The sequence below is a fragment of the Asanoa sp. NPDC050611 genome, assembly GCF_040654855.1.
In the GTDB taxonomy this organism is placed as follows: Bacteria; Actinomycetota; Actinomycetes; order Mycobacteriales; family Micromonosporaceae; genus Asanoa.
Genome location: NZ_JBFAIU010000215.1, coordinates 1 through 12,991, shown reverse-complemented (window position 1 = coordinate 12,991; position 12,991 = coordinate 1). Strand labels below are relative to the sequence as shown.

Sequence of the window (12,991 nt, the reverse complement as noted above, 5' to 3'; positions counted from 1 at the left end):
CGCCGAGCAGGAGGTCGCGGGCGACGCCGCCGCCGATCGCGGCGATCATGCCGAGCAGGCAGGCGCCCACCGGTGGGACGCCGGCCCGCAGCGCGACCAGCGTGCCGGTGACCGTGAACAGCGCGAGGCCCGCGGCGTCGAGCACGACGACGACCCGGCGGAGCCGGGCGAGCTGCGGGTGGAAGAAGAAGACCGCGACGGCTGTGAGAGCTGCCACAACGGCGTAGCGCCAGTCGTCGAAGGCCAGTGGCGGGTTCTGGTCGACCACCAGGTCACGGACGATTCCGCCGCCGAGCGCCGCCACGAAGCCGACAAAGCAGACACCGAACAGGTCGAGTCGCTTGACCACTGCGGCGGATGCGCCGGAAGCGGCGAAAACAGCTACGCCGAGCAGATCGGCGAAGAGGAGTGCGGCGGTGGCTGACACCGCCGAACTCTAGATCACTGCTCGGGCTTCGGTTCCTGGTCGTAGAACCGCTTGTCGTCTTCGAAGATCTCTTTGCACTCAGGGCAGACCGGGAAGCGGCTCGGGTCGCGTGACGGGACCCAGACCTTGCCGCACAACGCCTTGACCGGCGTGCCGAGGACCATGGCCTCGGTGATCTTGTCGCGGTCCGCGTAGTGCGCGAACCGCTCGTGGTCGCCCTGCTCGAACGGCGTCTCGACCGGACGCTCGAGGATGGTGCCGCTGGTTTCGGGGCTGGGACTGGTCACCAATCAAGTCTGCCAGGTAGGTGCGGTTGCCGCACCTGGCCACCCGTACGGTGACAACGTGAACGACTTGGTATTAGCGCCGGAAGTGGCGGACGCGCTGGCGGCCGGCGGCCCCGTGGTCGCGCTGGAGAGCACGATCATCGCGCACGGCCTGCCCCGCCCCGACAACCTCAAGGTGGCCCGCGAGATCGAGGCGACCGTCCGGGCGGCCGGCGCCGTGCCGGCGACCATCGCGGTGCTCGGCGGCCGCGTGCACGTCGGGCTCGACGACGCCCAGCTCACCCGCCTCGCCGAGACCGACGGCGTGGCCAAGCTGTCGGCGCGCGACCTGGCCGTGGCCGCCGCGAAGGGCGTCGACGGCGCCACCACGGTCGCCGCGACCAGTGCTGTCGCGGCAGCCGCCGGCATCCGGGTGTTCGCCACCGGCGGGCTCGGCGGCGTGCACCGGGACGCGCCCTACGACGAGTCGGCCGACCTGGTCACGCTGGCCCGTACGCCGATCGCCGTGGTCTGCGCCGGAGTCAAGTCCATCCTCGACGTCGGCGCGACGCTGGAGCGGCTGGAGACCCTGGGCGTGGCCGTCGCCGGCTACCGCACGCTCCGGTTCCCGGGCTTCTACCTGCGCGACAGCGGCTTCCCCGTCGACTGGTCGCTGGACTCGCCCGAGGAGGCGGCCCGGGCCGTCCGCGCGCGCGAGGCGCAGGGGGTGCACCGCGGCGCGCTGGTGGTCGCCAACCCGCTGCCCGCGGACGAGCAGCTCGACCCGGAGCTGCACGACCGCACGCTGACCGAGGGGATGGCGGCGCTGGCGCAGCAGGGGATCACGGGCAAGGCGGTCACGCCGTTCCTGCTCGGCTGGTTCCACGAGCACACCGGCGGCGCGAGCCTCGACGTCAACGTCCGGATCATCCTGCGCAACGCCGACCTGGCCGCCCGGATCGCCACCGCCGCCGCATGAGCGAGCGAAGCGAGCGTAGTCGGCTCAGCTGGCCACATTCTTGCTCCGCCGACCGGAGGGAGGCGGCGGCATGAATGGTCGTGTCGCCGTTCTCGGGGATCTGGTGACGGATGTCGTCGCCGTGCTCGGCGAGCCACCGGCGCCGGACACGGACACCGCCGCGTCGATCCGGTTCACCGGCGGCGGCCAGGCGGCCAACACCGCGGCGTGGCTCGCCTGGCACGGGGTGCCGGTCACGCTGCTCGCGGCCGTCGGCGACGACGCGGCGGGCGCGGCCCGGCTCGCCGAGCTGGCCGCGGCCGGAGTGGACTGTCCACTCCCACCGCGCACCGGTGCGCCGACCGGCACCGTGATCGTGCTCGCCGAGGGCGGGCGGCGGACCATGGTCACCGACCGCGGCGCGAGCCTGCTGCTCGACCCGGACGAGGTGGCCGCGGCGCTGGCCGTGGGCGGCGCGGGGCACCTGCACCTGTCCGGCTACGCGCTGCTCGACGAGCGGTCGCGGCCGGCGGGCCTGCGGGCGCTCGCGGTGGCGCGCGGCCTGGGGCTGACGGTGAGCGTCGACGCGGCCTCGGCGGCGCCGCTGCGGCAGGTGGGCGGTGCGGCCTTCCGGTCCTGGGTACGCGGCGTCGACCTGCTGCTGGCCAACGAGGACGAGGCGGCGGTGCTGGCGGCCGACCGCCGGGACCGGGCGCGCGCCCTCGCGGCGGAGCTGGGCGGGGCCGTGGTCGTCAAGCTCGGCGGCGCCGGCGCGGTCTGGGCCGGCCCGGACGGCGGGCAGGAGACGGTGCCGGCGATCGCCACGACCGTCGTGGACCCGACCGGCGCCGGCGACGCGTTCGCCGCCGGGCTGCTGGCGACCTGGCTGGCGGGTGGCGACCCGCAGGCGTGCCTCACGGCGGCGGTCACGGCGGGTGCCCGCGCCGTGGTGACGGTCGGCGCCCGGCCCTAGGAACCGGCCGGCCACGCCCTGGGAACGGGCCGGCCACGCCCTGGGAACGGGCCGGCCACGCCTTAGGAGCGGGCCAGCGCCGCGATCTCCGGGTTGTCGATGACGTGCTTCGGCGGGCTGATGCGGGCCACTGCCAGCATCGCCCGGCCGACCTCCTCGGTGGTGACCACCTGGGTCGGTGCGAGCCGGCGGAACAGCGGGATCAGCCAGCCGCCCGCGGTGATCAGGACGCGGTAGACCCGGCTCCGCGGCCGGATGCCGTGCAGCGGCTGGATGAACCCGGGCCGGAACATGTAGCCCTTGGGGAAGCGTTCGAGCAGCTCCCGCTCCGTGCGCCCCTTGACCTGGGCCCAGCGCTGGCGGGAGGTCTCGGAGGTGCCCGCGCCGGAGACGTAGACGAACGTCGGGTCGGGGGACTGCGCGGCGAGCGCGTCGGCGACCCCGAGCGTCAGGTCGTGGGTGATCCGCTCGTAGGTCTCGGCGCTCATCCCGACCGACGACACCCCGAGGCAGAAGAAGCAGGCGTCGATGCCGGCCAGGCCGTCGCCGACGTCGTCGAGGTCGAACAGGTCCGTGACCACGATGGAGCGCAGCTTCGGGTGGTCCGTGTGCAGCGGCGACCGGCCGAGCGAGACCACCTCGGACACGTCGGGCGCGTTGAGGCACTCGCGCAGCACTCCTTGGCCGACCATCCCGGTCGCGCCGGTCAGCAGGACGCGCATCGCGGTCAGGCCGCGTGGTTGCGCGGCAGGGTGGCCAGGGCCCGGCGCAGGTCGGCCAGCGAGACCGTGGCCGAGTCGTCGAGGTCGGCGAGCCCGGCCTCGATCCACTGGCGCATCAGCGTCGTGACGCCGATCCCGCGGGCGTCGGCCGCGGCCCGGACGCGCTCGTAGGTGTGCAGCGGTAGGCGCACCGACCGGCTGACCATGGGCTGCTCGGTGTCGGGCACGGGCAGCTCGCCCGGACTGCCGTCGCTGATCAGGTCGGCGAAGTCGTCGCCGCCTTCGTGGAACCGCTTGATGGCCTGGTCTCTGTCCACGGCTACCGCCCCCAACCACCCACTGTTTCCTCGTAGCGCTTGACTTCCGTGTCGGTCATCTCGCGCGCCGAGAGGATGTCGAAGTCGTGGTCGTCGTGGGCCGTCTCCGCGAGCAGGACCACGAGCCGCCGGCCGCGCCGGCTGGCGGCGTAGACCACGGTGAGCTCGCCGAGGTGCCGGATGACCCGCCGGGTGCCGTGCAGGGCCTCCCAGACCTCGCCGGGCGTCACGTCGTAGACCGCGAGGTTGCTCAACCCGTCGTCGGTGAAGCTGTACCGGCGGCCCACTTCCCCAACGTACCACGGACGTAACACGGACCGCGCCGTCGCGCATGCGCGGAGGTGGTGATTGGATGGAAGGGTGAAGTCGGGTCGACCAGTGCTGATCACCGACGCCGAACGCAGCCAGGACGACCAGTTGCGCCGCCGGACGCATCGCTACGTCCTCATGATGTCGCTGCGTGCCGTGTGCGTGATCGTCTTCGCCGTGCTCGTCGCGACCCGCCCGCCGATGCTCTGGCTCTGGCTGTTCCTGGTCGGCGCCGCCGCGGTGGTGCTGCCGTGGACGGCCGTCATCCTGGCCAACGACCGGCCGCCGAAGGAGAAGTACCGGCACTTCCACAAGGACGAGCACCGCAAGGGGCCGCCGAGCCTGCCGACGCAGCCGACCGGCAACGATTCCGCGCCGCACAAGACAATCGACGCGGAACCGTGACCTGCTAGCTCAGTCCAGGTAGTCGCGCAGGACCTGCGAGCGCGACGGGTGGCGCAGCTTCGACATCGTCTTGGACTCGATCTGCCGGATGCGCTCGCGGGTGACCCCGTAGACCTGGCCGATCTCGTCGAGCGTGCGCGGCTGGCCGTCGGTGAGGCCGAAGCGCAGCCGGACCACACCCGCCTCGCGCTCGGAGAGCGTCTGCAGCACCTGCTGGAGCTGGTCCTGCAGGAGCGAGAACGAGACCGCGTCGACGGCCACGACCGCCTCGGAGTCTTCGATGAAGTCGCCGAGCTGGCTGTCGCCCTCGTCGCCGATGGTCTGGTCGAGCGAGATCGGCTCCCGTGCGTACTGCTGGATCTCGAGGACCTTTTCCGGCGTGATGTCCATCTCCTTGGCGAGCTCCTCCGGCGTGGGCTCGCGGCCCAGGTCCTGGAGCAGCTCGCGCTGGATGCGGCCGAGCTTGTTGATGACCTCGACCATGTGCACCGGGATGCGGATGGTGCGGGCCTGGTCGGCCATCGCGCGGGTGATCGCCTGCCGGATCCACCAGGTCGCGTAGGTCGAGAACTTGTAGCCCTTGGTGTAGTCGAACTTCTCGACGGCGCGGATCAGACCCAGGTTGCCCTCCTGGATCAGGTCGAGGAAGGCCATGCCGCGGCCGGTGTAGCGCTTGGCCAGCGAGACCACGAGCCGGAGGTTGGCCTCCAGCAGGTGGTTCTTGGCGCGCTCGCCGTCGCGGGAGATCCAGCCGAGGTCGCGGGTCATCTGCGTGGGCAGCTTCTCCTCGCCCTCGTCGGCGGCCCGCAGCCGCTCGGAGGCGTAGAGCCCGGCCTCGATCCGCTTGGCCAGCTCGACCTCCTGCTCGGCGTTGAGCAGCGGGACCTTGCCGATCTGCTTGAGGTAGGCGCGGACGGAGTCGGCGGACGCGGTCAGCTCCGCGTCGCGGCGGGCCTGCTTGAGCGCCTCGGACTCTTCGTCGTCCCACTCGAAGTCGTTGTCGGTGGCGACCGAGGCGGCGTCGGTGGCGGCGGCCTGGGCCAGCTCGGCCGGCTCCTCCTCGACGACGACGTCCTCGATCTCGGCGGCGAGCTCCTCGGGATCGATCTCTTCGCCCTCGGCGGGGCCCTCGCCGGGCTCGGCGGTGCCCTTGGCGTCCTCGGTGCCGGGCTTGGCCGCGACCTTGGTGGCCTTCGCGGCCTTGGCGCGGGTGGCCTTCGCGGGGGCGGCGGCCTTGGCCGGTGCCGCACCGTTCGCCGCGGGTGCCTCGTCGGCCGCGGGCACCTGCTTGGGCGGCGCCGTCTTCTTGGCGGCCGCCGTGGCCTTGGCGGTGGTCGCGCGGGAGGCCGGCGTCGCGGAGCGGGCGGCGGCGACCTTGCGCTTGGTGCTCGCGGAGCCGTCGACCACGACGGTGATGCCGGCGTCGACGATCGCGCGCAAGATTTTCTTGGCCTGGGCCGGAGTCACCTCGGCCGACTCGACCGTGCGCTGGACCTCCGCCGACGTGATGTGGCCGCCTCCGCGCTGGGCGTGGGCGATCAAAATCTCGGTGATCGAGCGGACGTCTGCGCCGGGTTGGCGTGGCTCTGTCACGAATGACCTTCCGGAGGCGATCGAGCGGGCACAGCCGGTCGGGACCAGCGATGCGGTGGGCCAGGTTTCAAAGGTAGTGGGCCCCCGAGCCACGAACCGGCCTGCGCGGGAAGTTCGTGACAGGGGTGCAGGCGTGAATTGTAACGCCGTCGGCGGCGAAACATCGCGCGGCGCACGCCTGCACAGCGGCCCGGCCGCTGAGGGCGGCTGCCGGAGGAAGGAAAAACGATGGACTTTGACAAAATCGTAACCGGATTGAAGGGGGACTGATGAGCGACACGACGCCGGATCCGCGACGAACACAGGCGGAGGAGTTGCTGGCGATCGCGGTGACCGTCGCGCGCGAGGCGGCCGACACGGCCCGCAGCATGCGTGCGGAGGGTGTCTCCGGGGTCAGCACGAAGTCGACCGACACCGACGTGGTCACGGCGGCGGACCGCGCCGTCGAGCGCCAGGTGGTCGCCGCGCTCGGCGCGCTGCGGCCGGGCGACACCGTGCTGGGCGAGGAGTACGGGGGCACCGACGGCGCGGGGGCGGTGCGCTGGGTGGTGGACCCCATCGACGGGACGGTCAACTACCTTTACGGCCTGCCGCAGTACGCCGTCTCGCTGGCCGCCGAGGTCGACGGGGTGGCCGTGGCCGCCGTGGTGCGCAACGCGGCCACGGGCGACGAGTGGACCGCGACGCTGGGCGGCGGCGCGTTCCGGGGCGGGCGGCGCCTCGGCGGCTCGACACAGACCGAGCTGGCGCAGGCGCTGGTGGCCACCGGCTTCGGCTACGACGCGAAGCGCCGGGCGCACCAGGCCGAGGTGCTGACCCGGCTGATCGCCCGGGTCCGGGACATCCGGCGGTTCGGTGCGGCGGCGCTCGACCTGTGCCTGGCCGCCGAGGGCGCCGTCGACGCGTACTTCGAGAAGGGGCTCAACCCCTGGGACCACGCCGCCGGTGGCCTGATCGCCCGTGAGGCGGGTCTGCTGGTCGGTGGCCTGGACGGGACCCCCGCGGGCCCCGACATGGTGGTGGCGGCGCCGCCGGCCATCTTCGGCCCGCTGACCGAGCTGCTGGCCGACTACGACGCCGCCGGCGGCCCGTGACTAGGGCGCCGGGCAGGACTGCGGCGGCAGCTTCGGCTCGCCGCCCGCGGCCAGCTCCACAAGCGACTGGTTGACCTCGGTCGAGGTGGCCAGCTGCTTGAACTGGTCGCCGATGACCACGTCGACGACGTCGTCCTTGCGGGCCGGGTCGTATTCCGTCTTGGCCTCGTCGAGGAAGTACGCGCGGATCACGTGGGCGCCGGCGACCGCCTTCGGCCCGTAGCGGAGGAGGGCGACGCCGTCGACCGCGGTCCTCGAGTTGCTCTTCTTCACCACCTGGAACTTGCGGTTCGCGAAGTCACCGCCGACCGAGTCGGCGAGGCCCACCTTGTCGGTCGCGTTCAGGACATTGATCTTGATGTCCTCGGACTTCTTGAGTGTCAGATCGACGACTGGCCAGCCTTCGGGACACTGGGCCGCGAGGGTGCGCCCCTTCTGCGAGTCGTCGACGAGCGCGTAGACCACAAAGGCCACAGCCAGCACGGCGAGCGCGCTCACGACGACGAGCGCTCGCACTCGCGCAAAGGTCATATCCCGCTCCCGTGCAGGTGACGGTGATGGTGCACGGTTGGCGCTGCCTGCTGGCGTGGCCTCGGTCACCCGGTCTGCGACCGAGGTTAACGGTTGTCCGCCGGACGCGTGGAAACACCCGGGACATCCCCGGCGCGCCGAACGTGATCCACGGCGTCAGACACCTATCTTCGTGTCGCCTGAGTCACATCGGGAACAACTTCGGGCCAAAGAGCGTCTTAGAGGGCCACGAGGGCGGTATACATGCCTCCCGCAGGGGCAGGTAAGGTACCGCGCTCGCGGGCGCCCGTCGGGCCCGCCTCCGAAGTTTCGCGGCCGACCGGGAACCGAAACACCGTCGCTTGGCGTTACACCTAGGCGACTTATCGATACGGGAGAGTGACACCGATGGCCACCGACTACGACGCCCCGCGTCGCGACGAGGTCGACCTCGGCGAGGACAGCCTGGAAGAGCTCAAGGCCCGACGCACGGACGCACAGTCGGGCGCCGTGGACGTCGACGAGGCCGAAGTGGCTGAGAGCTTTGAGCTGCCGGGCGCCGACCTCGCCGACGAAGAGCTCACGGTCAAGGTGCTGCCGATGCAGCAGGACGAGTTCCGCTGCGCGCGCTGTTTCCTTGTCCACCACCGCAGCCAGCTCGCCTACGAGCGCAATGGCGACCTGATCTGCCGGGAATGTGCCTGACCGGCGATCGATGACCAGGGCGGCGGCCCCAGCGGGTCGCCGCCGCCGACGACTAGACCTGCGGTCGTGGCCAGGACCTGCTTGACTCGTCAGTGACGGAACAAGCGGGAGGGCACAGATGAGCCACGCCGACCGGTCCGCGGGCGACCCGGACTCCGCCGCCCCTCCGGAGTCCCCGCCCGAGGCCGCCGAGCTTGCTGACACGGTCGCCAAGCTCACCGCCGAGAATCTGGAGCCCGGCCAGCGCAACCGCCTGCTCGGCCGGCTCATGGGCCAGGTCCGCGCCCGCGGGGTGGGTGACCTGTTCAAGCCCCGCGCCGCACTCAAGTGGATCGCCGACACGGTCAACGACGTCGCGCCCTACGTCGACGTCCGGGACCTGGCGACGCTGCGCAAGCACCACCCCGGCCTCGACGACGACAAGCTCGCCGAGCGCCTCGTCCGCAACGCCAGCCGGGCCACCGCCGGCGTCGGCGCGGCCGGTGGCGGCGTCGCCGCGATCGAGTGGGCCGCGACGCCGACCCTGCTCTCCGCGCCGGTCCTGCTCGCCGCCGAGACCGTCACCGTCGTGGCCATCGAGATCAAGCTGATCGGCGAGCTGCACGAGGTGTACGGCCAGCCGGTGCCCGGCACCCGCGCGCAGCGCGCGATCCCGCTGGTGATGGCCTGGTCGCAGCAGCGTGGGGTCAACCCGATCGTGCCCGGCGTCGGCATCGGCGCGGTGCTCGGCACCGCCGCCCGCAAGGAGATGCGCGACCGGCTGTTGCGCCGGTTCGGCCGCAACCTGACCACCCTGGGCCCGTTCCTGACCGGCGCCGCGGTCGCCAGCTACCTCAACGGGCGGGCCACGAAGGCGATCGGCGAGCAGGTCGTCAAGGACCTCAAGAAGCGCAAGGGGAACGTCATCGAGGGGGAGCCGCGCTGACCAGCGCCTCCGCCAGCCGCACGGGGTCACGCGAGCTGACCACCCAGTACGGCGTCGGGTCCGCCGGGTCGTCGATGACGACCTGCACCGCGCCGGCGACCCACGGCCGCTGCACGACGAAGGCCAGCTCGTGGCTGCCGACGCCGAGCACCTCGCGCTTGCCGGCCGCGTCCAGCGGCACCGCGTCGGTGACGAACGACAGCGGGATGTGCGCGTCGTCGACGTGCAGCTCACCGCCGCGGACGGCGACCTGGATCCGGCCGGCCCGCCAGAGCCCGACGAGGGCGAGCGGGATCAGCACCACGAACGGGAGCCAGGCGCGCACGCCGTCGGCGCCCATCCACACCTCGATGGCCAGCAGCACCGCGACGCCCAGGCCGCAGAGCCACAGCCACCAGGGGAGCCGTAACCGCTCGGCGTAGTCATCGGTAGCCACGATGTCCGAGGGTACGGCGCGCCGTACTCTCGGCACCCGGCAGGATAGGAAGGACCGCGCCCGCGGGACCCTCAGAGAAAGCTGACACCGTGACCGACGCCGCCGTCCGGGTGGCTGTGCGCCAGCTCGACCCGGACCTCCCGCTCCCGTCGTACGCCCATCCCGGTGACGCGGGTGCCGACCTGTCGGCCGCCGCCGACGTGGAGATCCCGCCCGGCGCCCGGGCACTGGTGCCGACCGGAGTCGCGATCGCGCTGCCCGAGGGCTTCGTCGGCCTGGTGCACCCGCGGTCCGGCCTGGCCGCCCGGCAGGGCGTGACGGTGCTCAACGCGCCCGGCACGGTGGACGCCGGCTACCGCGGTGAGATCCTGGTCAACCTCGTCAACCACGACCCGTCGGCGCCCGCGAAGATCTCGCGCGGCGACCGCATCGCGCAGCTTGTCGTGCAGCGCGTCGAGCGGGCACACTTCCACGTCGTCGAGGAGCTGCCCGGCTCCGTGCGCGGGTCGGGCGGGCACGGCTCGACCGGCGGGGTGGCCTCTTCCGAAAGGCAGGCGGACTGATGTTCTCCCGAGGCGGTTCAGGGCGGCACGCCCGCGACGACCGGGGCGGCCGAGCCGAGCGCCCGGCCCGCGGCAGCGCCCGAGTGCCCCAGCCGCCGGCCGAGCGGCCGACCGGACCCTACGACGTCGCCGAGGCTCCGTCCGGAGTGGAGCGGCTCGACCTGGGCAGCCTGCAGATCCCGGCGGTGCCGGACGTGGAGATCCGCGTGCAGGCCAACCCCGACGGCGCCGTGCAGCAGGTGGTGCTGGTCAACGGCGAGAACGCGCTGCAGATCGGCGTCTTCGCCGCGCCGCGCTCCGAGGGCATCTGGGACGAGGTGCGCGACGAGATCCGCAAGTCGCTGTTCAGCGAGGGCGTGGCGGCGGAGGAGACCGACGGCGAGTACGGCGTCGAGCTGCGCGCCCGGGTGCGCACCGCGGACGGCCTGACCGACCTGCGCTTCCTCGGCATCGACGGGCCGCGCTGGATGGTCCGCGGCGTGTTCCAGGGCCCGGCCGCGACCGACCCGTCCCGCGCCGGTGTGCTGGTGGAGTGCCTGCACGGCCTCGTGGTCGACCGCGGCCAGGAGGCCAAGCCGGTGCGCGAGCCGCTGCCGCTGCGGCTGCCCAAGGAGGCCAGCGACCAGGTGCACGAGCAGCAGGCCGAGCCCGAGCCGGCCCCGCCGGCGCCGCCGACCAACGGGGCGGGCCCGGGCCAGGGACCCCGCCGCCGGCCCTCGCCGCGACCACGCTGAGCGATCGACACCGTTCTCCGCGTCGACCGGTCGGCGCGGGGAGGTGTGTGGCCCCGGTCACGCGTACGCTGAAAGGGGCGTGCGCCCGGCCGGGGCGCCGAGGAGAGTGAAGCGCAAAGGTCATGGCCATCGACCAGAGCCGCACGTCGTTGCGGCGCTTTCTCCAGCGGCTGACGGCCGACGAGGAGACCCTGGAGGCGGAAAACCTCCAGCGGGAGAGCGCGAAGTCCGGCTGCATGCCGGCCGGGCTCTGCATGCGGGGGCAGGTCGTGGCGCTCTCCGGGCGCCTCAAGACCGTCGTCTACACCCCGCGCACCAACCTCCCCACCCTCGAGGCCGACCTCTACGACGGCAGTGACGTGGTGACGCTGGTGTGGCTGGGCCGGCGACACATCGCGGGGATCGAGCCCGGGCGACAACTGACAGCGCGTGGTCGCGTCGCGGTGCGGGATGACCGTAAAGTCATCTACAACCCGTACTACGAGCTGGAAGCCACCAGATGACCTCTTCGCCGCGCGCCGCCGACGAGTCCACCCGCGACCCCGACGGCGAGGAGCCGCTGCCGCCCTTCGGCGAGATGGTCGCGCAGCAGCTCGGCGGCTGGCGCGGGCTGGTCGAGTCGAGCGTCCCGATCCTGGTCTTCGTCGTCGTCAACATCGTCTGGGAGCTCAACCCGGCGCTGATCGCCTCCGTCGGGGTCGCCGTCGTGATCGGTGGGGTGCGGCTGGCCCAGAAGCGCCCGATCCGGCACGCGGTCAACGGCCTGTTCGGCATCGCCCTGGGCGCGCTGATCGCCTGGCGCACCGGCGAGGCCCGCGACTTCTACCTGCCGGGCATCATCCAGAGCTACGTGTTCGCCGCGGCGCTGCTGATCTCGGCCGCCGTGCGGCAGCCGCTGGTCGGCTGGGGCTGGTCCGTGATCATGGCCGGCGGCAAGTCCGAGTGGCGCGAGGACCGCCGGCTGATGCGCACGTTCATCTGGCTCACCGTGGTGTGGGCGGTCGTCTGGATCCTCAAGGTCAGCGCGCAGGCCTGGCTCTACCTCGACAAGCAGGACGACCTGCTCGGCATCGCGCGGTTGGTGCTCGGCACACCGCCGTACGTGCTGCTGGCGCTGTTCACCGTCGCCGTGGTCCGCCGGGTCACCCGCGACCGCCCACCGGCACCGGCCGTCGAGAGCGCCTGAACACCAGCCACGCGGCGGCGCAGCACACCGCCGAGAAAACCAGGGACCAGCCGGTACGCGCGGCCGCGCCCATCACCGCCACGCCGAGCGTGGCGCCCACCTGGCGCACGGCGTTGAGCACGCCGCCCACGGCACCGGCGGCACCGGGCGGTGCCGCCCGCACCAGCGCGGCGACCAGCGCGGGGAGCACGAGCGAGACGCCGAGCCCGGTCAGCAGCAGGCCCGGCACGAGCCACGGGTAGCCGCCGCCCACGAACACCGGGGCCGCCAGCGCCGCCCCGCCGGTCGTGAGCACGCCGAGGCCGGCCAGGATCGGCGCGCGCGGCCCGACGCGGGCCACGATCCGGCCGGTGAGCGGCGGGTTGGTCACGAACGGGACGGTCATCGGCAGCAGCGCCAGCCCGGTGCGCAGCGGGCCGAGGTGCGCGAGCAGCAGCGGCAGGACGAACAGCGCGCCCGTGAGGGCGAAACTGACCGCGGCCGCCGCGAGCAGGCCGGCCCGCACGCCGCCGGCCCGCAGCAGGGCGCGGTCGAGCACCGGTGCGGCGCCGCGGCGCTCCAAGGAGCGGAACAGCAGCGCGGCGGCGGCGAGGCCGGCCAGCGACCACGCGACGTGCGGCCAGGACCGGGCGCCGGCGGCGATCACGGCGTCGGTGGCCAGCGCCAGTGCGGCCGCGGCGGCGAGGTGGGCCGGCCAGTCGATCCGGCGGCCGGTGCGTTGTAGGGCCGGTGCGCGCCGGGTCAGCGCCAGCACCGCGAGCCCGATCGGCACGTTGGCCAGGAACACCGCCCGCCAGCCCGCTGATCGCGGCCGATGCGTCCGGTGGACGAGCCTGGCGCATGCTAAGCCGGTCACCTGAATGGCGCC

19 protein-coding genes are annotated in these 12,991 nt (G+C 72.9%); 10 read left to right on the top strand and 9 right to left on the bottom strand.

Annotated features, from left to right (window positions below):
- Together AB0H87_RS27635 and AB0H87_RS27630 are read right to left on the bottom strand one after the other, a co-directional pair.
- The coding region (locus tag AB0H87_RS27635; protein ID WP_360151634.1) for a TRIC cation channel family protein at positions 1–427 on the bottom strand (427 nt) is incomplete at its 3' end.
- Between the two features lie 14 nt (positions 428–441).
- Positions 442–714 carry a DUF3039 domain-containing protein gene (locus AB0H87_RS27630; protein ID WP_360151631.1) on the bottom strand — a complete coding sequence of 91 codons (273 nt, stop codon included), beginning with the start codon at positions 712–714 and terminating at the stop codon, positions 442–444.
- Positions 715–772: 58 nt separating this feature from the next.
- Between AB0H87_RS27630 and AB0H87_RS27625 the strand changes: the two genes are divergently transcribed.
- A complete protein-coding gene (locus tag AB0H87_RS27625) occupies positions 773–1,672 on the top strand; it encodes a pseudouridine-5'-phosphate glycosidase (RefSeq protein WP_360151628.1) in 900 nt (299 codons plus the stop codon).
- A gap of 70 nt (positions 1,673–1,742) precedes the next feature.
- A complete protein-coding gene (locus AB0H87_RS27620; protein ID WP_360151625.1) occupies positions 1,743–2,624 on the top strand; it encodes a PfkB family carbohydrate kinase in 882 nt (293 codons plus the stop codon).
- 62 nt (positions 2,625–2,686) lie between these two features.
- Here AB0H87_RS27620 and AB0H87_RS27615 read toward each other — a convergent pair whose 3' ends face one another.
- From AB0H87_RS27615 to AB0H87_RS27605, 3 genes are read right to left on the bottom strand one after another with little or no spacing between them, the layout of a single operon-like run.
- Positions 2,687–3,346: an NAD(P)H-binding protein gene (locus tag AB0H87_RS27615; RefSeq protein WP_360151622.1), complete on the bottom strand. Its 660-nt coding sequence runs from the start codon at positions 3,344–3,346 to the stop codon at positions 2,687–2,689.
- 5 nt (positions 3,347–3,351) lie between these two features.
- Positions 3,352–3,663, bottom strand: a complete 312-nt coding sequence (locus tag AB0H87_RS27610; RefSeq protein ID WP_360151619.1) for a hypothetical protein — start codon at positions 3,661–3,663, stop codon at positions 3,352–3,354.
- 2 nt (positions 3,664–3,665) lie between these two features.
- Positions 3,666–3,950, bottom strand: a complete 285-nt coding sequence (locus AB0H87_RS27605) for a hypothetical protein (protein WP_360151616.1) — start codon at positions 3,948–3,950, stop codon at positions 3,666–3,668.
- Between the two features lie 73 nt (positions 3,951–4,023).
- Here AB0H87_RS27605 and AB0H87_RS27600 point away from each other — a divergent pair, with 73 nt between their 5' ends.
- The gene (locus AB0H87_RS27600) at positions 4,024–4,377 is read left to right on the top strand and encodes a DUF3099 domain-containing protein (protein WP_360151613.1); all 354 of its coding nucleotides are present in this window, start codon (positions 4,024–4,026) and stop codon (positions 4,375–4,377) included.
- A gap of 9 nt (positions 4,378–4,386) precedes the next feature.
- Here the strand turns inward: AB0H87_RS27600 and AB0H87_RS27595 are convergent, their stop codons facing one another.
- The gene (locus tag AB0H87_RS27595) at positions 4,387–5,970 is read right to left on the bottom strand and encodes an RNA polymerase sigma factor (protein WP_360151610.1); all 1,584 of its coding nucleotides are present in this window, start codon (positions 5,968–5,970) and stop codon (positions 4,387–4,389) included.
- Between the two features lie 269 nt (positions 5,971–6,239).
- On the opposite strand from AB0H87_RS27595, the gene AB0H87_RS27590 reads away from it, so the two are divergent.
- Positions 6,240–7,064 (top strand): inositol monophosphatase family protein, encoded by an 825-nt coding sequence (locus AB0H87_RS27590; RefSeq protein WP_360151607.1) that lies wholly within the window; start codon positions 6,240–6,242, stop codon positions 7,062–7,064.
- Here the strand turns inward: AB0H87_RS27590 and AB0H87_RS27585 are convergent, their stop codons facing one another.
- Positions 7,065–7,595, bottom strand: coding sequence for a LytR C-terminal domain-containing protein (locus tag AB0H87_RS27585; protein WP_360151604.1), 531 nt, complete (start codon positions 7,593–7,595; stop codon positions 7,065–7,067).
- Between the two features lie 387 nt (positions 7,596–7,982).
- Here AB0H87_RS27585 and AB0H87_RS27580 point away from each other — a divergent pair, with 387 nt between their 5' ends.
- On the top strand, positions 7,983–8,279 hold the full coding sequence (locus AB0H87_RS27580) for a DUF4193 domain-containing protein (RefSeq protein ID WP_203704040.1): 297 nt from the start codon (positions 7,983–7,985) through the stop codon (positions 8,277–8,279).
- Between the two features lie 118 nt (positions 8,280–8,397).
- A complete protein-coding gene (locus tag AB0H87_RS27575) occupies positions 8,398–9,204 on the top strand; it encodes a hypothetical protein (protein ID WP_360151601.1) in 807 nt (268 codons plus the stop codon).
- Here AB0H87_RS27575 and AB0H87_RS27570 read toward each other — a convergent pair.
- Positions 9,182–9,640, bottom strand: coding sequence for a DUF3093 domain-containing protein (locus tag AB0H87_RS27570; RefSeq protein WP_360151598.1), 459 nt, complete (start codon positions 9,638–9,640; stop codon positions 9,182–9,184). The genes AB0H87_RS27575 and AB0H87_RS27570 overlap by 23 nt on opposite strands.
- A gap of 89 nt (positions 9,641–9,729) precedes the next feature.
- Here AB0H87_RS27570 and dut point away from each other — a divergent pair, with 89 nt between their 5' ends.
- The 4 genes from dut to AB0H87_RS27550 all read left to right on the top strand — a co-directional run bounded on the left by dut (position 9,730) and on the right by AB0H87_RS27550 (position 12,123).
- Entirely contained in the window at positions 9,730–10,203 is a 474-nt protein-coding gene (dut, locus tag AB0H87_RS27565; protein WP_360151595.1) for a dUTP diphosphatase, read from the top strand.
- Positions 10,200–10,937, top strand: a complete 738-nt coding sequence (locus AB0H87_RS27560; RefSeq protein ID WP_360151637.1) for a DUF3710 domain-containing protein — start codon at positions 10,200–10,202, stop codon at positions 10,935–10,937. Before dut ends, AB0H87_RS27560 begins: the two co-directional genes overlap by 4 nt.
- Before the next feature lie 122 nt (positions 10,938–11,059).
- On the top strand, positions 11,060–11,440 hold the full coding sequence (locus tag AB0H87_RS27555; protein ID WP_360151592.1) for an OB-fold nucleic acid binding domain-containing protein: 381 nt from the start codon (positions 11,060–11,062) through the stop codon (positions 11,438–11,440).
- Complete coding sequence (locus tag AB0H87_RS27550) at positions 11,437–12,123, top strand: DUF3159 domain-containing protein (RefSeq protein WP_360151589.1); 687 nt, start codon at positions 11,437–11,439, stop codon at positions 12,121–12,123. The genes AB0H87_RS27555 and AB0H87_RS27550 overlap by 4 nt, the downstream gene beginning before the upstream one ends.
- Here AB0H87_RS27550 and AB0H87_RS27545 read toward each other — a convergent pair.
- Positions 12,080–12,979, bottom strand: coding sequence for an MFS transporter (locus tag AB0H87_RS27545; RefSeq protein WP_360151586.1), 900 nt, complete (start codon positions 12,977–12,979; stop codon positions 12,080–12,082). The genes AB0H87_RS27550 and AB0H87_RS27545 overlap by 44 nt on opposite strands.
- Between the last annotated feature and the right edge of the window lie 12 nt (positions 12,980–12,991).

Bases quoted from the DNA above. Each gene is read 5' to 3' on its own strand.
- AB0H87_RS27550 (WP_360151589.1), top strand. From the start codon at position 11,437: ATGACCTCTTCGCCGCGCGCCGCCGACGAGTCCACCCGCGACCCCGAC.
- AB0H87_RS27615 (WP_360151622.1), bottom strand. From the start codon at position 3,346: ATGCGCGTCCTGCTGACCGGCGCGACCGGGATGGTCGGCCAAGGAGTG.
- AB0H87_RS27590 (WP_360151607.1), top strand. From the start codon at position 6,240: ATGAGCGACACGACGCCGGATCCGCGACGAACACAGGCGGAGGAGTTG.
- AB0H87_RS27555 (WP_360151592.1), top strand. From the start codon at position 11,060: ATGGCCATCGACCAGAGCCGCACGTCGTTGCGGCGCTTTCTCCAGCGG.
- AB0H87_RS27620 (WP_360151625.1), top strand. From the start codon at position 1,743: ATGAATGGTCGTGTCGCCGTTCTCGGGGATCTGGTGACGGATGTCGTC.
- AB0H87_RS27585 (WP_360151604.1), bottom strand. From the start codon at position 7,595: ATGACCTTTGCGCGAGTGCGAGCGCTCGTCGTCGTGAGCGCGCTCGCC.
- AB0H87_RS27575 (WP_360151601.1), top strand. From the start codon at position 8,398: ATGAGCCACGCCGACCGGTCCGCGGGCGACCCGGACTCCGCCGCCCCT.
- AB0H87_RS27580 (WP_203704040.1), top strand. From the start codon at position 7,983: ATGGCCACCGACTACGACGCCCCGCGTCGCGACGAGGTCGACCTCGGC.